The sequence below is a fragment of the Mesorhizobium sp. M7A.F.Ca.US.010.02.1.1 genome (assembly GCF_004023085.1).
Classification (GTDB): Bacteria; Pseudomonadota; Alphaproteobacteria; order Rhizobiales; family Rhizobiaceae; genus Mesorhizobium.
In genome coordinates, this window is record NZ_RZRV01000015.1 from 43,057 (window position 1) to 62,608 (window position 19,552).

Consider the following 19,552-nt stretch of genomic DNA (forward strand, 5'->3'; position numbering starts at 1 on the left):
CGAAGGAGAGCCCGCCGGTCGCGCATTCTGCCAGTCGCATCGACTGGCCAGACCCGGTTTCGATCGTGCAGAGGGCACTCGAAACCGCCCATGGACGGTCATGGGGCAGGATTGCAGGACGCTCGCGCGCGCACCGCGCCGAAATCACCCGAGCTTCCCGTTGTCTTGCCCGTGGCTGCCCGAGAAAGGAAGCCAGGGAAAGGGCATCCGCGCACCGTGAAACGGCGCGGCCCTTTCCTCATATTAAGGACAAGACATGTTCAATCACCACAAAGTGGAAATCGAATGGGGCGGCCGTCCGCTCATCCTCGAAACCGGCAAGATCGCACGCCAGGCTGACGGCGCGGTGCTCGCCACCTACGGCGAGACCAAGGTTCTCGCCACCGTCGTTTCGATGAAGGAGCCGAAGCCCGGCCTCGATTTCTTCCCGCTGACCGTCAACTACCAGGAAAAGACCTACGCCGCCGGCAAGATCCCGGGTGGCTATTTCAAGCGTGAAGGCCGTCCGAGCGAGAAGGAAACGCTGGTTTCCCGCCTCATCGACCGCCCGATCCGCCCGCTCTTCGCCGCAGGCTACAAGAACGACACCCAGATCGTCGTCACCGTCGTCCAGCATGATCTCGAGAACGATCCCGACATCCTGTCGATCGTTGCCACTTCGGCCGCCTTGACGCTCTCCGGCGTTCCCTTCATGGGCCCGATCGGCGGCGCTCGCGTCGGCTACATCAACGGCGAATACGTGCTCAACCCGCATGTCGACGAGATGCAGGAATCCAAGCTCGACCTGATCGTCGCCGGCACCACCGACGCCGTGCTGATGGTTGAGTCCGAGGCCAAGGAATTGGGCGAAGAGCTGATGCTCGGCGCCGTCATGTTCGGCCACAAGGGCTTCCAGCCAGTCATAGACGCCATCATCAAGCTGGCCGAAGTTGCCGCCAAGGAGCCGCGCGACTTCACCGCGCCGGACTATTCCGCGCTTGAAGCCGAGATGCTGAAGATCGTCGGCGACGAACTCAGCACTGCCTACAAGAACGTCGACAAGCAGAAGCGCTACGCCGCCGTCGATGCCGTCAAGGCGAAGGTCAAGGCAGCGTTTGCCCCGGCCGAAGGTGAAGACGCCAAATACACTTCCGAGCAGATCGGTTCGGTATTCAAGGAACTCCAGGCCAAGGTCGTTCGCTGGAACATCCTCGACACCGGCTCGCGCATCGATGGCCGCGACCTGAGCACGGTTCGCAAGATCGTCTCCGAAGTCGGCGTTCTGCCGCGCACCCATGGTTCGGCGCTGTTCACCCGCGGCGAGACCCAGGCGCTGGTCGTTGCCACGCTCGGCACCGGCGAGGACGAGCAGTATGTCGACTCGCTGACCGGCATGTACAAGGAGAAGTTCCTCCTTCACTACAACTTCCCTCCCTACTCCGTCGGTGAGACCGGCCGCATGGGTTCGCCGGGCCGTCGCGAAATCGGCCATGGCAAGCTCGCCTGGCGCGCCATTCGCCCGATGCTGCCGAGCGCTGACCAGTTCCCCTACACGCTGCGCGTCGTCTCGGAGATCACCGAGTCCAACGGCTCGTCGTCGATGGCCACCGTCTGCGGCACCTCGCTGGCGCTGATGGATGCCGGCGTGCCGCTGGCCAAGCCGGTCGCCGGTATCGCCATGGGCCTGATCAAGGAAGGCGAGCGTTTCGCCGTTCTGTCCGACATCCTGGGTGACGAAGATCACCTCGGCGATATGGACTTCAAGGTCGCCGGCACCGCCAGCGGCATCACCTCGCTGCAGATGGATATCAAGATCGAAGGCATCACCGAGGAGATCATGAAGATCGCGCTGGACCAGGCCAAGGATGGCCGCCAGCACATCCTCGGCGAGATGGCGCATGCTCTGACCGGCGCGCGTTCGGAACTGGGTGAGTTCGCACCGCGCATCGAAGTGATGCACATCCCGACCGACAAGATCCGTGACGTGATCGGCTCGGGCGGCAAGGTGATCCGCGAGATCGTCGAAAAGACCGGCGCCAAGATCAACATCGAGGACGACGGCACGGTCAAGATCGCTTCGTCCAACGCCAAGGAGATCGAGGCGGCGAAGAAGTGGATCCACACCATTGTCGCCGAGCCGGAAGTCGGCGAGATCTACGAAGGTACGGTCGTCAAGACCGCGGACTTCGGCGCTTTCGTCAACTTCTTCGGTCCGCGTGACGGCCTAGTCCACATCTCGCAGCTTGCCAACGACCGGGTCGCCAAGACCTCGGACGTGGTCAAGGAAGGCGACAAGGTCTGGGTCAAGCTGATGGGCTTCGACGAGCGCGGCAAGGTCCGCCTGTCGATGAAAGTCGTCGATCAGGCCACCGGCAAGGAACTCGCCCGCGACAAGAAGACCGAAGGCGAAGAAAACGCCGCCTGATTGGTCTGAGCCATGAATCGAAACGGGCGCGGCTTATGTCGCGCCCGTTTTCATTTTCAGCCTGGGTTTCAAAGCGCTTAGACAAGTCGAGATCGAACAATGTCCGCCGAGCCGTTGAAGACGCTTTTCCATCCCTTCGAGGCCGAGGCTGTTCCTCTGCCGGGAAAGGGCACGCGCGCCCTGTTTCTCGGCGCTGAGCCGGGTTTTCGCCTGCCTGAAGGCTTTGAGGCGACCCTTCACCTCGTGCAGGGCTTCCGGCCGCATTTTAGCGCGCTGCAGGCGTCGGGCTTCGTCGTCACCGCGCAAGTGGAAGGCGATGGCTTCGATATGGCACTTGTGCTTGCCGGCCGGCATCGCGGCCTGAACGAAGTGCGCCTCGCGCAGGCGCTTGAGCGCGTGGCGCCGGGCGGCCTGGTCGTCATTGCCGGCGGCAAGGACGATGGCATTGCCAGCCTGCGCAAGCGCGTTGACGAGCTTGTGCCGCTTGAAGGCCATTTGCCCAAATATCACGGCATTGCCTTCTGGTTGCGACGTCCCGCCGATCTGGCCGCCGCGGAAGAATTGCGCGCCGCCAATCCCGCTCTGCTGGTTGAAAGCCGGTTCCACACCGCGCCCGGCATGTTTTCCTTCGACCGGATCGATACTGGCTCGAAATTGCTGGTCGAGAATCTGCCCAATGATCTGCGTGGCAACATTGCCGATTTCTGCGCCGGCTGGGGCTATGTAGCTGCCGAGATCGCCGCCCGCTCCCCCGGCGTTCAGGCGCTCGACCTCTATGAGGCCGATTTCGCCGCGCTCGAAGCCGCAAAGCTCAATCTGACAGGGGTCACCCAGTCGATCGCCAGAAACTTCTTCTGGATCGATCTGTTGAAGGAACCAGTCGAGAAGCGCTACGACGCGATTGCGATGAACCCGCCCTTTCATCGCAGCCGGGCGGCCGAGCCGGAGATCGGCGCCGGCATGATCCGCGCGGCGGCCAAGGCCTTGAAGCCGGGTGGGCGGCTGCTCATGGTCGCCAACCGTCAGCTTCCCTATGAGCCGATCCTGGCGGCTGCCTTTTCGAGCCATGCCGAACTCGCCCGCGACGGCATGTTCAAGGTGCTTTCCGCTCGTCGTTGAAGCATGATCCCGAAAAGTGGATACCGGTTTTCGGAAAAGATCATGCTCAGACAGAAGCAGGCATCGCGTCGCACTCAATGCAGATTGGCGACGCGCCGGACCTCATCGGTGACATGCACGTCGCCGACCCTGATCTTGAGGGGGGCGGGCCTGCCGTAAAGATAGCCTTGCACCACCTCGCAGCCGGCCGCCCTGAGCAGCGTCGCCTGGCTTTCGGTCTCGACGCCTTCGGCAATGATGCTGACGCCGAGCGCGCGCGAAAGCCCGACGATGGTCGAGACGACAGCGCCGGAGCTGGAATCGGTGTCGAGGCGGCTGACGAAGGACCGGTCGATCTTCAGCTTGCCGAATGAGAAATCGATCAGGTAGCTCAAATTGGAATAGCCGGTACCGAAATCGTCGACGGCGACCGAGATGCCCATATCCGCAAGCTCCTTCAGGATGGCGGCGGCGCGGTCGCGGTCCTGCATCATCGCCGTCTCGGTCACTTCCAGCTCCAGCCGCGACGGCTTGATGCCGGTGCTCGTCATAGTGTCGCGCACGATGCCGACGAAGTCCTTGGTCATGAACTGGACGGGCGAGATGTTGACGGCGACGAAGCAATCATCGGGCAGATGCTGTGCGTCGCTGCAGGCTTTGCGCAGCACCCATTCGCCGATCGGGCCGATCATGCCGGTTTCCTCGGCGATCGGAATGAACTCCATCGGCGGGATCATGCCGCGTTCCGGATGCCGCCAGCGGATAAGCGCTTCATACCCGACGATGCGGCCGGTCGGGAGATCGAGCTGCGGCTGGTAATGAAGGTCGAAGTCGCCACGCTCGAAGGCTATATGCAGTTCGGATTCGATCCATTGGCGATGGTCGGCGACCCTGCCCATTTCGGCATGGAAGACCGACCAGTTGCCGACGCCACTGGCGCGCGCGTTCTGCAGCGCCAGATTGGAGCGGCGCAGGATGAGGACCGGATCGACGCCGTCCTTTGGCATCGCCACGATGCCGACCGACAGGCTGACCGATTGCAGGTGCGTACCGAGATCATAGGGCTCCATCATCTCGTCGATGAGCCTCTCGACGGTGCTTTCCAGCGATCCGGACACCTGATTGTCGGGCAGCAGGATCGCGAATTCACCGGCGCCGATGCGTCCGATCAGAGCGCGCGGCGGCACGCACGTCTTTAAGCGCTTGGTGAAGGCGCGGATCAACTCGTCGCCCTGGCTGTAGCCGATGGCGTCATTGATCTGCTTGAAGCGGTCAATGTCGATATCGATGAGGAACATCGGCTCGCCGGTCCGGCTGGTCGCGCATGCCGCCTCGGCAATCTTGCCGACCATCGCCGGGCGTGCCACCAGGCCGGTCAGCTTGTCGAAATGGGTTTCCGTGAAGACGAAATCCGCCGATTCATCGACGCCGGCGAAAAAGGACATCGCGGCGACCGAGGCCGCCAGTGCGCAAAGAGCGGCCATCACCGAGACCATCATATCCGCGGAGATGCCGGCAAAACCATCGCCGAGACCGAGCTTCAAGCCCCAGAGCCCGAGGACGAAACTGCCGAGACCCGAACTCGCTATGGTGAGCAGTCGGAACACCGGTGTTCGCTTCGGGTTGCTGACGGCGAGCATTGAAGTTCCCCTGAGTACGGGGCTTTCTAGCGGATATCTCCTTAAAATGAGTTTCCGCGAATGAATCCAATTTTATTGGACCGAAAGTATTTCTTGAGCGGATCAATACGCCTGGCGCTGAAACGGATTCAGTTGGCGCGCTTTAAGCTTCGTGTCTTCAAATGTCGCCATTCCAAAACCGCCGCGCACCTTTGGGCGACAGGCGTTAGTCTCGTCCGCCGTCGGTCTGCTTCAATTCGTCGAGTGTCGGCATGGAAACGATGTGATAGCCGGAATCGACATAGTGGATCTCGCCGGTAACCCCGGAAGACAGATCCGACAACAGATAAAGTGCCGAGCCGCCGACCTCGTCGATGGTCACCGTGCGGCGCAGCGGCGAGTTTCGCTGCTGGTAGGAGAACATATGGCGCGCATCGGAAATACCGGCGCCGGCGAGCGTGCGCACGGGTCCAGCCGATATGCCGTTCACCCTGATGCCACGCGGACCGTAATCGTTGGCGAGGTAGCGGACACTCGCCTCCAGCCCTGCCTTGGCGACGCCCATGACATTGTAGTTCGGCATGACGCGGACGGAGCCCGCATAGGTCAGCGTGATCATCGATCCGCCGTCCTGCATCAAGGTGGCTGCATGGCGGGCGACCTCGGTGAAGGAGTAGCAAGAGATCACCATGGTACGGACGAAATTGTCCCGGCTGGTGTCGGCGTAGAGGCCTTTCAACTCGTTTTTGTCGGAAAAGCCGATGGCGTGGACGATGAAATCCAGCCCGCCCCATTCCTTGCCCAGGGTCTCGAATGTGGCGGCGACCGAAGCGCTGTCCTCGACGTCGCACGGCACCACCAGCGAGGCGCCGAGCTTGTCGGCCAGCGGCTTGACCCGGCGTCCGAAGGCATCGCCCTGATAGGTGAAGGCGAGTTCCGCCCCATGTTCGGACAATTTCCGGGCAATTCCCCAAGCGATCGAATGATCGTTGGCGACACCCATGACAAGCCCGCGCTTGCCCTTCATCAATCCGTCCATGGCCGGCAAATCCTTATGCGGAATAGCGCTGGAAAACGAGCGTGGCGTTGGTGCCGCCGAAGCCGAACGAATTGGACAAGACAGTATCGATCCTGGCGTCGTCGATGCGCTTTCGCACGATCGGCATGCCCTCGAATTCGGGGTCGAGGGTCTCGATATGGGCGCTTTCGCCGATGAAGCCGCCCTGCATCATCAGGATCGAATAGATGGATTCCTGCACGCCGGCCGCGCCCAGCGAATGGCCGGTCAGCGACTTCGTCGAGGTGATATACGGCATCTCTGGGCCGAACACCTCGCGGATCGCTCCCATTTCCTTGGAATCTCCCACCGGCGTCGAGGTGCCATGGGTGTTGATGTAGTCGACCGGTGTGGAAACCGTGGCCAGCGCCTGGCGCATGCAGCGGACCGCGCCCTCGCCTGAAGGAGCAACCATGTCGTAGCCATCCGACGTCGCGCCATAGCCGACGATCTCGGCATAGATCTTGGCGCCGCGCGCCTTGGCATGCTCAAGCTCTTCCAGCACCAGCACCCCGGCGCCGCCAGCGATGACGAAGCCGTCGCGATTGGCGTCATAGGCGCGGGAAGCGGTCGATGCCTTGTCGTTGAATTTCGACGACATCGCGCCCATGGCGTCGAACAGGTCCGACATCGTCCAGTCGAGATCCTCGTGGCCGCCGGCAAAGATGATGTCCTGCTTGCCCCACTGGATCAATTCGCAGCCATTGCCGATGCAGTGCGCCGAGGTCGAACAGGCCGACGAGATCGAGTAGTTGACGCCGTGGATCTTGAACCAGGTGGCAAGCGTTGCCGATGCGGTTGATGACATTGCCTTCGGCACCGCGAACGGACCGATGCGCTTGGGACTGCCATTCTTCAGCGTCGTTTCGGCAGCTTCGACGATGGTGCGGGTGGATGGTCCGCCCGATCCCATGACGATGCCGGTGCGCTCATTGGTGATGTCGCTCTCGCCGAGGCCCGCATCCGCGATCGCCTGATCCATGGCGACATGGTTCCAGGCAGCCCCCTGGCTCAGGAAGCGCATCGCACGGCGGTCGATCATGGCCGATGGATCGAGCGTCGGCGCTCCCCAGACCTGGCAACGGAAGCCGTGTTCGGCGAAGGAATCGGAGAAGCTGATGCCGGATTTGGCGTCATGCAGAGAGGTCTGCACCTCGTTGGCATTGTTGCCGATCGACGACACAACGCCGATGCCTGTGACTACGACACGTCTCATTCGCAACTCCTTCCAGGGATGCTGGCCAGAGAGCTGGCCAGGGATGCCGGTCAGCCAACCGCCGACTGCTTGGACAGACCGACTTTCAAATCCGTTGCCGCGTATATGGGTTCGCCATCCGCCTTCAGCCAGCCATCGGCGATGCCGAGCACCAGCCGGCCCCGCATCACGCGCTTGAAGTCGATGCCATATTCGACCTTCTTCACCGAGGGCGTGACCATGCCCTTGAATTTCACTTCACCGGTCGACAGCGCCATCCCCTTGCCGGGTTCGCCCAGCCAGCCAAGATAGAAGCCCGTCAATTGCCACATGGCGTCGAGGCCGAGGCACCCCGGCATGATCGGATTGCCGATGAAATGGCAGGCAAAGAACCACAGGTCCGGCTTGATGTCGAACTCCGCGCGGATGAAACCCTTCTCGAAGGCGCCGCCCGTCTCGCTGATCTCGGTGATGCGGTCGAACATCAGCATCGGCGGATAAGGAAGCTGGGCGTTGCCCGGTCCGAACAGTTCGCCGCGGGCGCAGGCCAGCAATTCGTCGTACTCGTAGCTGGATTTACCCGCCATCAATCTCATCCCATATCGTTCCGGGCTATCGGGTGCCCTTGTCGTTGGTTTCCTAACACAATCTGTTTCAGGCCGGAAACCGGCGTTTGCGCTTAGCCTGCTCGTCTGCCTGGGTCAATGCGCGCTATTGATCGCATTCGGACGACAGAATATATGTCCTGAGAGGTCCGGTTTCGGCAGACGTTCATTTTTTTGCCATTCTGGGCGTGTCTTGGGGCGGAACTGTGGGGTTCGACGAGAAGATGGACCTGGACGGCCGGAAGGAAAATGTCGCTGTGGACAAGCGGGTCCGTGAAGCCGGCCTGAGGCCGACGCGTCAGCGCATTGCGCTGGCCGATCTGCTTTTCGCCAAGGGCGACCGGCATCTGTCGGCCGAGGAACTGCACGAGGAGGCGGTTGCCGCCGGCGTGCCGGTGTCGCTGGCCACCGTCTACAATGCCCTTCACCAGTTTACCCAGGCGGGACTTTTGCGCATCCTCGCCGTCGAGGGCGCGAAAACCTATTTCGACACCAATACCTCCGACCACCACCATTTCTACATCGAAGGCCAAAACCGCATATTCGACATCGACAGCGGTCCGGTGACGGTTGCCAACCTGCCGGAGCCTCCGGAAGGGATGGAGATCGCCAATGTCGACATCGTGGTGAGGCTGCGCCCCAAACGCCGCGAATGACCGGCGAGGCCCCCTGACCGTGCCCGCGCTGTTGCTGCTCGCCGGGCACATGTGGGGCAATGCGATGGCGGTTGCTGATCTGGATCGCCCACATCGCCATCGACCGTGCGCTGGGCTATGGCCTGAAGCTGTCGACCGGCTTTCCGGACACCATCTCGGCCGCATCGGGACTAGATGACCACGCCTGATGCAGGCGGCCGGACCGCTCATGGCTCCGCTAGATATCGCCTCCCGACACCGGCATCGTGGAAACCGTCTCGAGCATTCGCTCCGTCGCGTCGAACAGTTCATGGGCGAGACCAAAAAGCCGGGGATATGGCGAGAACACCAAAATCGGGTTCAAGGCGCAGACCGTCACGCCGGCTGCTTGTTCGCTGACCACGAACTTGAACGGCGCTTCGGGCACGGCGCCAGGATCGGTCAGCAACAGGCGCGCCATGTATCGCGGGTGGAACCAAAGCAGTTGACGGAGCCGAATGGTGGAGATCCCGCCTTTCCTGAGCAGGGCCTGCGGATCGATCTCATGGATGATCCATAGCTCGGCAGCAGCGATGGCGTCGCGAAGCCGTTGCAGTGTCTCATCGAAACCATAGCTGGAGGAAACGACGATCTGGTGACGCGGAATGGTCGCCATCGAACTCGGATCGAGGGTCACGAGGTCAGTCATTGAGAAGCACTGTCCGTGGAAAGTCGAGTTCTGGCTGGGCGAAGTGATTGAGGATGTTGGAATAGAAGTTGAGTGCGACATGCGCGATCACCTCTGCCAGTTCCTCGTCGTCGAGCCCCGCGGCCCTGGCGGCGCCGAATGCCTGGTCGGTGACGGCTCCGCGGCTACGCGCCACATCCGCAGCCAACGCCAGCGTGGCCGCCACTCTGGCATCGCTTGAATCGCCCCTGCGATTTAGCTCCAATTCCGTATCGGAGATGCCGATCTTGGATCCGCGAAATGCGTGGGCCGAAACGCAGTATTCGCAGCGGTTCACCTCAGCAGTTATCAGGGCGATCTGCTCGCGCAATTTCGAACTGAGACGGCCGCTCTGCAGCGACTCGCGAAATTGCAGATAACCTTTGAGAGCGACCGGAGAGTTGGCCAGGACGCGATAGAGGTTCGGGACGCGTCCGAGCTGGCGTCGCGTTTCCGCCAGAAGCTTGCCGGCTTCCGTGTCGGAATCTTCGTTTATTGGCGATAGGCGAGACATCTAATCATTCTCCTTCCGGGTCAGCCGGCAACCGCCGTGCTTCGTCGGAATCCATATGACTCGACGAGGAGCATTTGGAAATGTCATAGTAGCTGTCTCTATGATATGAGTACGAAATGAAGCATCTTGCCATCGAACAGCTTCGCAGCTTCGTGCTTGTTGCCGACTGCGAGAGCTTCACCACCGCGGCCGATCTTCTCGGGACCACCCAGTCGGCGATCAGCCTGCGGGTCCGCAAGCTCGAGCAAGCGATGGAGCGGCGTCTCCTGGCGCGGACGCCGCGCGCGGTTTCGCTGACGCCCGAAGGCGCGCGGTTCCTTGCTTCGGCGCGGCAGGTCCTCGAGGCTCATGACCGGGCCGTGGCTACATTCGATGCTGGCACGCAAACCACCACGCTCCGGGCGGCCATCGGCGATCACGCCGCCGGTGCGCTTCTGGAGTCGGCGTTTGGGCGTCTGAGCCAAGTCTTTCCGGAATTGCTGCTGGAAGTGTCGGTGGGTCTCTCAGCCGAGATGCAGGCCCGCTACGACGCAGGCAAGGCCGATTTTGCCGTCGTGCGCATGGATATCAGCCGGCGCCAGGGCATCCCGCTCTACCGAGACCAGCTTGTCTGGTGTGCAAGGTCGCCTGACGTCTGGCGGTCGTCTGCCGCGTTGCCGCTGTTGGCATTGCCCGGATCCTGCACCGTCCGACTGGCAGCGGAACGCGCGCTCGATGGCAGCAATACCGCCTGGCGCCTCGCCTTCACCGGCGGTTCGGTGACTGCGTTGCAATCGGCCGCCAGCGCGGGCTTGGGAGTGGCGGCGATCGGGCAGAGCCAGGTACCGGCCGATTGCGTGATACTGAACCGGTCGCATGGATTGCCGGATTTGCCAGCCAGCCGGATTACGCTCCTGACACGGTTGAGCAACCCGCTGAGAGGCGCAATCGCTGCCGCATTCGCAACGGACGCGAGCGATCGGCGGCGTGAATGACAATGCTGCAATTGAGTTTGATGAAGCGGAGGCGCAAGCACCTTGTTGCCGTATCCGTGATTGCCGGCCTATTTCTGATCCCGAGTTCTTCCGAGCCTCGCGATGAAGTTGTCAGTCCTTGACCCGTTCGCCGGGATAGGCGCCCCAGACAACCGACTGGGCAAGCCAGCCGGTGTGGCCGTCGAACGTCATTTCGCACCACTGGCCGTCGCAGGATTTGATCGTACCCATGACGCCAGGTTCAATCATCGCGACCACTCTTGCGTCCTTGTCGGGACTGTTGAGAAGGTCGATCTGGGCGCCCTTGCCGCGCTGCCATGGTGCGACGATTGCCGTGCGTCGGCCGGAAAGCAGCGACTGGTTGATCCAGCCTTCCGAACCATCGGCATCGCGCACGCGGCGCCATGTGTCGAATTCCTGGATGATCTCCATCGGCAGGCCGGCCTTCATATACATCCAGTCGACCGAGTAGTTGGCCCCGGGACCGACGCGCGAGTTGACGCGGCCGGATTTCAGGCTGACGAAGCGCGGCAGCGGCAGGCCGCTCGGACCAAGCGTGACGACGCCCTGGGCAGGTGCTGCGGCACTCTGCGCGCCCGCAAGCGGAGAATAAAGCAGAGCGCCGAGAAATGCTGCGCTGAGGGTCAGGCGAAGCGACGCGAAACCAGACACTTTCATTCCTTTCGGCGCTTGCCCATCGGCCTCGGCGCCCCTTTTTCTTTGTCTTCGGCGGCACCGCTTGTTACAGGGAGTAATCGGCACCGCGACCGGCTTTCAGTTTCGCCGGTCTTGGTTAAAGAGGTCTCAACGAGATCGGGTTAGAAGCAATTCCAGCAAAAGTGTGAAGCGGTTTTGCGTTCGGAATTGCGGCAAGTACTCGAGAGGGAAACAATGGCAGGCAAAAAGAAGCCTCTCGTCGTCATCACGCGAAAGCTGCCCGACCCCGTCGAGACCCGCATGCGCGAGTTGTTCGACGCAAGGCTGAATGTCGAGGACCGGCCGATGACGCAGCCGGAACTGGTCGCGGCGGTCAAGGAGGCCGACGTGCTGGTGCCGACGGTAACCGACCAGATCGACGCCGCACTGATCGCCCAGGCCGGCGACAACCTCAAACTGATCGCGAATTTTGGCAATGGCGTCGACAAGATCGATGTCGCGGCCGCGGCCAAGAGGGGCATCACCGTCACCAACACGCCGAATGTCCTGACCGAGGACACCGCCGACATGACCATGGCGCTGATGCTGGCGGTGCCGCGGCGGCTGGCGGAAGGCGCCAATGTGCTCACCGGTGACAAGAAATGGGCCGGCTGGTCGCCGACCTGGATGCTGGGCCGGCGCATCTGGGGCAAGCGGCTCGGCATTGTCGGCATGGGCCGCATCGGCACCGCCGTCGCCAGGCGGGCCAAGGCCTTCGGACTGTCGATCCATTATCACAATCGCCACCGCGTGCTGCCGGCCGTGGAAGACGGGTTGGAGGCGACCTATTGGGAAAGCCTCGACCAGATGCTGGCCCGCATGGATATCATCTCGGTCAACTGTCCCTCGACGCCGGCAACCTTCCATCTGCTTTCGGCGCGGCGGCTGGCGCTGCTGCAGCCGACTGCCTATGTCGTCAACACCGCACGTGGCGACATCATCGACGAGGAAGCGCTGGTCAAGCTGATCCAGGACGGCAAGATCGCCGGCGCCGGGCTCGATGTCTACGAGCATGAGCCGGCCTTGAACAGCAAGCTGCTGAAGCTCGCCGCCAAGAACAAGGTCGTGCTTTTGCCGCATATGGGCTCGGCGACGCTCGAGGGCCGCATCGACATGGGTGAAAAGGTCATCATCAATATCCGCGCCTTCGTTGACGGCCACCGCCCACCAGACCGCGTGCTGCCGCTCAGGACCTGACGCTGTCGCGGCCCACAAACCGTAAGATAAACCTTACGGGATAGCTTTGCGCATGGTGATCGAGGTCGGCCTGGCATAGCCCTCGTGCGCCGTCCGTTCAGTTTCGCGAAAGCCGAGGCGAGCAAAGGCCGCATGATTCCCGGTCAGCTCGATCCGCGTCTGAAGCTCGATTGCCGCCTTGCCGCGGCTGCGGGCAAGGTCTTCGACCGCCTGCATCAGCCGCCGGCCAATGCCTTGTCCCTGGCAGTCCGGCGCGACCGCGAGCTTGCCGACATAGAACTCTGTCACCTTTTCAAGGGCAAAGACGCAGCCGACGATCCGATCGCCCTTGAGCGCCACGAAGCCGGTCTCCCACCGCGCCTTGTCCCGCAGAGTGTCGGTGGTCAAAAGGTGGGCCGAGGAGGGCGGGTCGATGACGCCGTCCATCGAGGCGAAAGCGCGCATGATCAATGCGAGCACATCGTCCCAGCGGTCGAAATCGGTCGGGATCCGCGTGATGGAGGCAGCTTCGATCCGGTCCAAGAATTCAGCTTCTCTTGTAGCGGATGGTGTCGAAGCGCGCCGCCAGCCCGTCATAGAGCAGCAGCCGGCCGACCAGCGGTTCGCCGACGCCGGTGATCAGCTTGATCGCCTCCATGGCCTGCAGCGTGCCGACGACGCCGGTCAGCGCGCCAAGCACGCCGGCTTCGGCGCAGGACGGCACCAGGCCCGGCGGCGGCGCCTCGGGAAACAGATCGCGATAGCCTGGATTGGGTTTGCCGTCCTTGCCGTCTTCGAATGGCTTCAGCACCGTTACCGAACCATCGAAGCGTCCGACGGCGGCATGCACCAGCGGCTTGCCTTCGCTCGCGCAGGCATCGGCCACGGCATAGCGCGTTTCGAAATTGTCGGAACCGTCGACGACGATGTCATAGCGGGCGACGAGGGCGGGCGCATTGTCCGTGGTCAGCCGGATTGCGTGCGCTTCAACAATTGTGTTGGGATTGATGCGAGCGATTGCCGCCTTGGCGCTATCGGTTTTCAGCAGGCCGACAGTGTCGGTGCCGTGAATGACCTGACGCTGCAGATTGGACAGCGAAACGGTGTCGTCATCGATCACGCCTAGTGTGCCGACGCCGGCGGCGGCGAGATATTCAAGCACCGGCGCGCCCAGCCCGCCAGCGCCGATAACCAGCACCCGGGCCTGTTTCAGCCTTTGCTGTCCGGCTCCGCCGATCTCCGGCAGCACGATGTGGCGGGCATAGCGTTCGATCTCGTCTGCGGTCAGGGCGGCAGTGGTCATTGCCTGATCATACAGGGACTGAAAAACCTTGTCAGTGGTCTTCGGTTGGCCCAACCGTCCCATGGTCGACAGTCAGGAATTGCGCGCGTCCCTGGAGACTGGAAAACAGCGCAGCATCGGTTCCTGTCATGAACGCCTGGCAGTTCAGTTCCTCCAGGATGGAAAACAGCGCCGTGCGGCGCCGGCTGTCGAGATGCGCGGCGATCTCGTCGAGCAGCAGGATCGGCGTCATGCCCGACATTTCGCCGGTCAGCCTTGCATGCGACAGCACGATGCCGACCAGCAGCGCCTTTTGCTCGCCTGTCGAGCAAAGCTCGGCCGGCATCGCCTTGGGGCGGTGCCGAACCATCAGGTCCGAACGATGCGGGCCCTCGAGCGTGCGCCCGGCAGCGCGGTCGCGCTCACGGCCGTCGGCAAGCGTCCGGCGGAAGCGCTCCTCGACATCGACTGCCGGCGCGGTCGCAATTTCGGCTTCCAGGTCTCCCGAAAGGCCGATATCGGCCTGCGGAAATGGCCCCGTGTCGGGCAGCCTGTCGATCATGGCGGTCAGAAGGCGTACCATCTCGGCTCGCGCGGCGGCGATCGCCACACCGGTTTCGGCCATCTGCGTCTCGATTGCGTCGAACCAGCGGTCGTCTCGAGAGCCTTCAGTAAGCAAGCGGTTACGGCCACGCATCGCCTTCTCGTAATCGATCGCACGTTGCCCGTGGCCGGGATCGATCGCCAGCACCAGCCGGTCGAGAAAGCGCCGGCGATCCGCGGCCGGCCCGGTGAACAACGCGTCCATGGCCGGCGTCAGCCACACCACGCGCAGCCATTCCAGCATGTCCTCGGCCGAACGCGCCGGAGCTCCATTGATGCGCACCCGCCTGCCGCCTTCGCCGGCGGTGTCGCCGCCGGAAATGCCTGTTCCGATCTCGACTTGGCCGTCAGGTCCGTCGAGCCGGGCATGCAATGCAAAGCCGCCGTCGCCGCCCTCGCGTGCGACATCCGCGTAAGGGGCGCGGCGCAAGCCACGCCCTGGTGTCAAAAAGGAGATCGCTTCGAGGAGATTGGTCTTGCCGGCGCCGTTGTCGCCGGAAAAAACCACGGCACCTGGCGCCAGATCGATCGTCAGCGCCGCATAGTTGCGGAAATTGGTAAGTGTTAGCTTACTTATGTGGTTCTGTCCCGGCAACCGCTATCCGCCTATAGAGCGCTCCATCGTTTCACAGAAACGCAGAACCGCTCTATCTCTTTGTTTTGACGCAATTCCGGACGGAAAACCGCTTCACACTTTTCCTGGAATTGCTCTAGGAGTTGCCGTAAATATCGCGCTTGCCGCCGGTCCACAACAGGACCGAAGTGCTGACACCGCGCCGCTACACCCGCATCGGCATCAGCACATAGAGTGCGGTCTCGTCGGCCATGTCGTGGATCAGCGTCGGCGAACCGGCGTCGGCCAGCATGAACTTGGCTTCCGTGCCGGTCAGTTGCGCGGCAACGTCGAGCAGGTACTTGGCGTTGAAGCCGATCTCGATCGGATCGGATGAATAGTCGGCGGACAGCTCTTCGGTGGCGCTGCCTGAATCGGGATTGTTGACCGCAAGCGTCACCTGACCCTCGCTGATCGACAGCTTCACCGCGCGGCCGCGTTCGGAAGAGATGGTCGAGACGCGATCGACGGCGGCGGCAAAACTCTGGCGGTCGATGATGAGCTTCTTGTCGTTGCCGGTCGGAATGACCCGCTGATAGTCGGGGAAGGTGCCGTCGATCAGCTTCGAGGTCAAAACCACGCTGCCGATGGTGAAGCGGATTTTGGTGTCCGACAGTTCGGTGGTGACCGCGACATCCGGATCGTCGACGAGCTTCTGCAGCTCGCTCACCGTCTTGCGCGGAATGATGATGCCCGGCATGCCTTCGGAACCCGCTGGCGCATCGATCTCGGCGCGCGCCAGGCGGTGGCCGTCGGTCGCCACCGAGCGCAGCTTCAGCTTGCCGCCGACCTCATGCGTGTGCAGGTAGATGCCGTTCAGGTAATAGCGCGTCTCCTCGGTGGAGATGGCGAATTGGGTCTTCTCGATCAGGCCTTTCAGGGCAACCGAGTCGAGACGGAAGATATGCGAGAAGGATCCGGCCGAGAGCTCCGGGAAGTCGGATTGCGGCAGACACTGAAGGCGGAAGCTCGAGCGGCCAGACGTCACCGTCATGGCGTTGCCGTCCTCGTCCGTCTTCAGCATCACCTCGGCGCCATCGGCAAGCTTGCGCACGATGTCGTAGAGCAGATGTGCCGGGACTGTCGTCGCCCCGCCGCGCTCCACCTTAGCGGGCGTCGCTTCGGTCACCTCGAGGTCGAGATCGGTCGCCTTCATTTCAAGGCTGGCGCCTTCGGCGCTGAGCAGCACGTTGGACAGGATCGGTATGGTGTTTCGCCGCTCGACCACACGATGGACGTGGTTGAGCGACTTCAGGAGATTTGACCGTTCCAGGATAACACGCATGACGAAACAGGCTCGCTTGAATGAATGACGGGTCACCAGTGGGCGGCGTCCCGCGAAAGGTCTGAACAGGCTCAGAATCTGCGTAAACTGACAGGAAAAAACCAGCAAACGCAAGCCCGCGCCACCGGTTCAGGCCGGCTAGGCGGGCTTTCTGGGGATAACGCGCCCGAAGTCCGCGAGCCAGTGTCGTAAAACCGAAATCCAGATCGCTCCCAGGCGGCGCCACGAGCCCGATCCAGGCCCAGCGCCGCACTGGCAAGCCATTGAATTCCGGTATTGTTCCGGCTCTGCCATCCCCGGAGGATCAGGCCTGGTCGTTGATCAACCGCCTCAGAAGCTCAAGTTCCTGCGCCAGCGTGTTGTCGTTGCCGGAAAGGTCCTCGATCTTGCGCACGGCATGCAGCACCGTGGTGTGATCGCGGCCGCCGAAACGCCGTCCGATCTCAGGCAGCGAGCGCGGCGTCATCACCTTCGACAGGTACATGGCGACCTGCCGCGGCTTGACGATGGTGCGCGTGCGCCGGTTGGACAGCAATTCGGTCTTCGACACATTGTAGTGACGCGCCACGATGCGCTGGATGTCCTCAATACGGACACGCTTCGGCTCGCCGGTGCGATAGATGTGGCCGAGGATTTCGTCGATCCGGTCGATGGTGATCTGCGGCTCGAAGGATTGACGGAACAAAAGCTGATTGAAGGCGCCTTCCAGCTCGCGTCCGCTGCCGGTCACGGTGCGGGCGACGTGATTGAGGATCTCCTCCGAAATGTCGAGCGACGCGTCGTCGCTCCTGGCCGTGGCAAGGCGCAATTTGAGCATGCCGAGGCGCATGGCGAAATCGGGCGCCGACATTTCAAGCGCGACACCGCCATTGAGGCGCGAACGGACCCGCGGTTCGAGCGATTCCAGTTCCGATGGCGGCCGGTCGGCGGCGACGACGACCTGCTTGGCGCTGTCGAGCAGCATGTTGATGAGGTGGCAGAATTCGTGCTGGATCGACTTGCCCTGCAGAAACTGCATGTCGTCGATGATGAGCAGGTCGATGTCGCGCAGCTGTTCCTTGAGCGTCAGCGCGTTGTTGTCGCGGATCGCGGTGGCAAAGCGCCACATGAAATACTCGGCCGTGAGATAGACGACGCGCGACTTGGGGTTCTGCTTCAGCGATTCCGCGGCGATGGCCTGCAGCAAATGTGTCTTGCCGAGCCCGACGGTTGCGTGAAGGAAAAGCGGATTGAAGCGCACCGCGCTCGATTGCGATTCCGCCACTGCCTTGGCGGCGGCGAAGGCCACCCGGTTCGACGGTCCCTCGATGAAGGAGCCGAACGTGTAGCGCGGATCGAGCGGTGATCCCAAAACGTTGTGGCGGAATTCGCTCTCGATCGGTGTGCCCGGACGCGGAGCCGGTGCGCGCTCCACCCGGCTGGGGCTGACTGTGCCGGCGGCAAGCGCCGTCTGCGTCTGCCGTGTCACCTTGCTGCGTGCTGGCGTTACCTCTGGCTCGGCCTGGCTGCGTCCCTGACGGGTTGCCGTGCGCACGACGATGTCGATCTTGAGGAGATCGGGATCCTCCTGCTTCCACAACTCGGAGATGAGGTCGAGATAGTGGCCGTTGATCCATGAGCGCAGGAAGGCAGTAGGCACCGAGATGCGGACGATGCCCTTGGAAGCCTCGGCGACCTTCATGCGGCCAAACCAGCTCGAATAGACTTCGGTTCCCAGGCGCGCCTTCAACTGGGCTTTGACCCGGTCGAATTTCTGTTCCGCGTCGCTGGACACCGCCATGTCGTTTGCTCCGATCAAAGTTCCAGGAAATGGGAGGTCGCCCGTAAGCTCCCTTTCGATGCCGCTCTGCATGATCTTTTCCTTGTTCTTCCGTACCTGTTTCCACCGGGGATGCGCCTCCTGCATCCGGTTCCGGCGACCTAAGTCTTTGCTACGATGTCCGCTGCCGCCGCCGGCAGATGAACGTCGCCCATTATCTGCGGGAACCGGTGCCGGCCCATGGAAGCCAGTCCGCGTTGGGTATGTCAGGGCAATACAACACCGTCCGGCGAAAGGAGCGCCGGCGCGCCGTCTACCTGCCATGTCTAGTTACGCCAGTCCCCTACCGTATCGAAAAAGACAAACCAAACCCGTCCGCGGACTTGATCCGCGTTGCAAATCCCGCCAATTTAAGCTGGCCGATTCAGGCTTGGGTTAAGAGCCAGAGCCCGTCCCTTTCGATAGATCGACACTACCGAAATCGCTGTGGATAGGGCAAGGCCACGTCTAACGGATTTTTAAGGAATCTGGTTACTGGAGGCGGGTTCGAGTGGCGTGCCGTGACGGCACATTTTAACAAAGCCATTGTGATTCAAACCCTTTTCCGGCGAATATGAAAAACCGGACGCTGAGAGAAATATTCTGAAATAATTCGCTTGACAGCGACTTGTCCCCGATCGGGTCGGCCCGGTGTGGACAAGCTGTGGATCACCATCAGTAAGTGTCTGAAAATTATAAGCTATTTCTGACAGTTAAGAATCATTAAGCTGGCCCTTTTCAAGCATGCCGATCAACAGCAGGCATGCATATGCCGGCAAACTATTCCCAATTGTGAAATCCGCCTAAGACGCCGTTTCCGGACATTCTTTTTAAGTGCTTGCCGGCAAACGAAAAAACCCGGCACAAACGGCCGGGTTCGAAGAACGTCAGTCTAGGCAAGTAATGTCAGGCCGACAGTACCTTGACCCGCTGAGCCAGTCGCGACACCTTGCGGGACGCCGTGTTCTTGTGAATCACGCCCTTGGTCGCGGCGCGCATCAATTCCGGCTCCGCGATCTTGAAGGCAGCCTGTGCGGCAGCCTTGTCGCCGGAGGCAAGCGCCTCTTCGACCTGGCGGATATAGGTGCGGACGCGCGAGCGGCGGTTCTTGTTGATCGCTGCGCGGCGGACGATCTTGCGCGTTGCCTTTTTGGCCGAGGATGTATTGGCCATGATGCCTCTCTTCTGATCTGGTCGGCGCATGCGGAATGCCGCAGGGCGCAAAAAACAAACGGGCAGCCACGGGGCCGCCTCGGTTGGTGCGGCTTATAGTTCAGCTTTTCCGGCGCGTC

19 protein-coding genes are annotated in these 19,552 nt (G+C 62.0%); 6 read left to right on the plus strand and 13 right to left on the minus strand.

The genetic code is table 11. The annotated features are described in order from the left end of the window. Positions 1–256 precede the first annotated feature (256 nt). Entirely contained in the window at positions 257–2,404 is a 2,148-nt protein-coding gene (gene pnp, locus EOA19_RS17660; RefSeq protein WP_128304335.1) for a polyribonucleotide nucleotidyltransferase, read from the plus strand. A 99-nt stretch (positions 2,405–2,503) separates the two neighbouring features. After that, positions 2,504–3,523 (plus strand): class I SAM-dependent methyltransferase, encoded by a 1,020-nt coding sequence (locus EOA19_RS17665; protein WP_023811401.1) that lies wholly within the window; start codon positions 2,504–2,506, stop codon positions 3,521–3,523. Between the two features lie 74 nt (positions 3,524–3,597). Here EOA19_RS17665 and EOA19_RS17670 read toward each other — a convergent pair whose 3' ends face one another. The 4 genes from EOA19_RS17670 to fabA form a co-directional block, all read right to left on the minus strand. Further along, positions 3,598–5,142: a bifunctional diguanylate cyclase/phosphodiesterase gene (locus tag EOA19_RS17670; RefSeq protein WP_023811400.1), complete on the minus strand. Its 1,545-nt coding sequence runs from the start codon at positions 5,140–5,142 to the stop codon at positions 3,598–3,600. A 205-nt stretch (positions 5,143–5,347) separates the two neighbouring features. Continuing rightward, positions 5,348–6,160: an enoyl-ACP reductase FabI gene (gene fabI / locus EOA19_RS17675; protein ID WP_023811399.1), complete on the minus strand. Its 813-nt coding sequence runs from the start codon at positions 6,158–6,160 to the stop codon at positions 5,348–5,350. Positions 6,161–6,173: 13 nt separating this feature from the next. Then, a complete protein-coding gene (gene fabB, locus EOA19_RS17680) occupies positions 6,174–7,394 on the minus strand; it encodes a beta-ketoacyl-ACP synthase I (RefSeq protein ID WP_128304336.1) in 1,221 nt (406 codons plus the stop codon). A gap of 50 nt (positions 7,395–7,444) precedes the next feature. After that, positions 7,445–7,960 carry a 3-hydroxyacyl-[acyl-carrier-protein] dehydratase FabA gene (fabA, locus tag EOA19_RS17685; RefSeq protein WP_013527885.1) on the minus strand — a complete coding sequence of 172 codons (516 nt, stop codon included), beginning with the start codon at positions 7,958–7,960 and terminating at the stop codon, positions 7,445–7,447. A 242-nt stretch (positions 7,961–8,202) separates the two neighbouring features. Here fabA and irrA point away from each other — a divergent pair, with 242 nt between their 5' ends. Both irrA and EOA19_RS17695 read left to right on the plus strand, forming a co-directional pair. After that, complete coding sequence (gene irrA, locus EOA19_RS17690; RefSeq protein WP_164892951.1) at positions 8,203–8,634, plus strand: iron response transcriptional regulator IrrA; 432 nt, start codon at positions 8,203–8,205, stop codon at positions 8,632–8,634. A gap of 59 nt (positions 8,635–8,693) precedes the next feature. Next, positions 8,694–8,822: a DUF4260 family protein gene (locus tag EOA19_RS17695; protein WP_245486205.1), complete on the plus strand. Its 129-nt coding sequence runs from the start codon at positions 8,694–8,696 to the stop codon at positions 8,820–8,822. 29 nt (positions 8,823–8,851) lie between these two features. Here EOA19_RS17695 and EOA19_RS17700 read toward each other — a convergent pair whose 3' ends face one another. Then, positions 8,852–9,268 carry a DUF302 domain-containing protein gene (locus EOA19_RS17700; RefSeq protein WP_164892952.1) on the minus strand — a complete coding sequence of 139 codons (417 nt, stop codon included), beginning with the start codon at positions 9,266–9,268 and terminating at the stop codon, positions 8,852–8,854. A 25-nt stretch (positions 9,269–9,293) separates the two neighbouring features. Beyond that, positions 9,294–9,833, minus strand: a complete 540-nt coding sequence (locus EOA19_RS17705) for a carboxymuconolactone decarboxylase family protein (RefSeq protein WP_023811394.1) — start codon at positions 9,831–9,833, stop codon at positions 9,294–9,296. A 116-nt stretch (positions 9,834–9,949) separates the two neighbouring features. Between EOA19_RS17705 and EOA19_RS17710 the strand changes: the two genes are divergently transcribed. Continuing rightward, positions 9,950–10,807 (plus strand): LysR family transcriptional regulator, encoded by an 858-nt coding sequence (locus tag EOA19_RS17710; protein WP_023811393.1) that lies wholly within the window; start codon positions 9,950–9,952, stop codon positions 10,805–10,807. A gap of 111 nt (positions 10,808–10,918) precedes the next feature. Here EOA19_RS17710 and EOA19_RS17715 read toward each other — a convergent pair whose 3' ends face one another. Then, a complete protein-coding gene (locus tag EOA19_RS17715) occupies positions 10,919–11,479 on the minus strand; it encodes an SH3 domain-containing protein (RefSeq protein ID WP_023811392.1) in 561 nt (186 codons plus the stop codon). A gap of 219 nt (positions 11,480–11,698) precedes the next feature. On the opposite strand from EOA19_RS17715, the gene EOA19_RS17720 reads away from it, so the two are divergent. After that, complete coding sequence (locus EOA19_RS17720) at positions 11,699–12,700, plus strand: D-glycerate dehydrogenase (RefSeq protein ID WP_023811391.1); 1,002 nt, start codon at positions 11,699–11,701, stop codon at positions 12,698–12,700. A 33-nt stretch (positions 12,701–12,733) separates the two neighbouring features. Here EOA19_RS17720 and EOA19_RS17725 read toward each other — a convergent pair whose 3' ends face one another. From EOA19_RS17725 to rpsT, 6 genes are all read right to left on the minus strand, one after another. After that, the gene (locus EOA19_RS17725; RefSeq protein WP_023811390.1) at positions 12,734–13,222 is read right to left on the minus strand and encodes a GNAT family N-acetyltransferase; all 489 of its coding nucleotides are present in this window, start codon (positions 13,220–13,222) and stop codon (positions 12,734–12,736) included. 4 nt (positions 13,223–13,226) lie between these two features. Continuing rightward, the gene (locus EOA19_RS17730) at positions 13,227–13,982 is read right to left on the minus strand and encodes a molybdopterin-synthase adenylyltransferase MoeB (RefSeq protein ID WP_128304339.1); all 756 of its coding nucleotides are present in this window, start codon (positions 13,980–13,982) and stop codon (positions 13,227–13,229) included. Positions 13,983–14,013: 31 nt separating this feature from the next. Beyond that, positions 14,014–15,159 (minus strand): DNA replication/repair protein RecF, encoded by a 1,146-nt coding sequence (gene recF, locus EOA19_RS17735; RefSeq protein ID WP_128304340.1) that lies wholly within the window; start codon positions 15,157–15,159, stop codon positions 14,014–14,016. A 184-nt stretch (positions 15,160–15,343) separates the two neighbouring features. After that, positions 15,344–16,462 carry a DNA polymerase III subunit beta gene (dnaN, locus tag EOA19_RS17740; RefSeq protein ID WP_023811387.1) on the minus strand — a complete coding sequence of 373 codons (1,119 nt, stop codon included), beginning with the start codon at positions 16,460–16,462 and terminating at the stop codon, positions 15,344–15,346. 304 nt (positions 16,463–16,766) lie between these two features. Then, positions 16,767–18,242: a chromosomal replication initiator protein DnaA gene (dnaA, locus tag EOA19_RS17745; RefSeq protein WP_023811386.1), complete on the minus strand. Its 1,476-nt coding sequence runs from the start codon at positions 18,240–18,242 to the stop codon at positions 16,767–16,769. 924 nt (positions 18,243–19,166) lie between these two features. Continuing rightward, positions 19,167–19,433: a 30S ribosomal protein S20 gene (gene rpsT / locus EOA19_RS17750; protein WP_013533694.1), complete on the minus strand. Its 267-nt coding sequence runs from the start codon at positions 19,431–19,433 to the stop codon at positions 19,167–19,169. Between the last annotated feature and the right edge of the window lie 119 nt (positions 19,434–19,552).

Coding starts and splice junctions, on each gene's coding strand:
- dnaA (WP_023811386.1), bottom strand. CDS start 18,242: ATGGCGGTGTCCAGCGACGCGGAACAGAAATTCGACCGGGTCAAAGCC.
- EOA19_RS17720 (WP_023811391.1), top strand. CDS start 11,699: ATGGCAGGCAAAAAGAAGCCTCTCGTCGTCATCACGCGAAAGCTGCCC.
- EOA19_RS17710 (WP_023811393.1), top strand. CDS start 9,950: ATGAAGCATCTTGCCATCGAACAGCTTCGCAGCTTCGTGCTTGTTGCC.
- pnp (WP_128304335.1), top strand. CDS start 257: ATGTTCAATCACCACAAAGTGGAAATCGAATGGGGCGGCCGTCCGCTC.
- EOA19_RS17695 (WP_245486205.1), top strand. CDS start 8,694: ATGCGATGGCGGTTGCTGATCTGGATCGCCCACATCGCCATCGACCGT.
- EOA19_RS17730 (WP_128304339.1), bottom strand. CDS start 13,982: ATGACCACTGCCGCCCTGACCGCAGACGAGATCGAACGCTATGCCCGC.
- rpsT (WP_013533694.1), bottom strand. CDS start 19,433: ATGGCCAATACATCCTCGGCCAAAAAGGCAACGCGCAAGATCGTCCGC.
- dnaN (WP_023811387.1), bottom strand. CDS start 16,462: ATGCGTGTTATCCTGGAACGGTCAAATCTCCTGAAGTCGCTCAACCAC.
- fabI (WP_023811399.1), bottom strand. CDS start 6,160: ATGGACGGATTGATGAAGGGCAAGCGCGGGCTTGTCATGGGTGTCGCC.
- fabA (WP_013527885.1), bottom strand. CDS start 7,960: ATGGCGGGTAAATCCAGCTACGAGTACGACGAATTGCTGGCCTGCGCC.
- fabB (WP_128304336.1), bottom strand. CDS start 7,394: ATGAGACGTGTCGTAGTCACAGGCATCGGCGTTGTGTCGTCGATCGGC.
- EOA19_RS17700 (WP_164892952.1), bottom strand. CDS start 9,268: ATGGCGACCATTCCGCGTCACCAGATCGTCGTTTCCTCCAGCTATGGT.
- irrA (WP_164892951.1), top strand. CDS start 8,203: ATGGACCTGGACGGCCGGAAGGAAAATGTCGCTGTGGACAAGCGGGTC.
- EOA19_RS17665 (WP_023811401.1), top strand. CDS start 2,504: ATGTCCGCCGAGCCGTTGAAGACGCTTTTCCATCCCTTCGAGGCCGAG.
- EOA19_RS17705 (WP_023811394.1), bottom strand. CDS start 9,833: ATGTCTCGCCTATCGCCAATAAACGAAGATTCCGACACGGAAGCCGGC.
- EOA19_RS17670 (WP_023811400.1), bottom strand. CDS start 5,142: ATGCTCGCCGTCAGCAACCCGAAGCGAACACCGGTGTTCCGACTGCTC.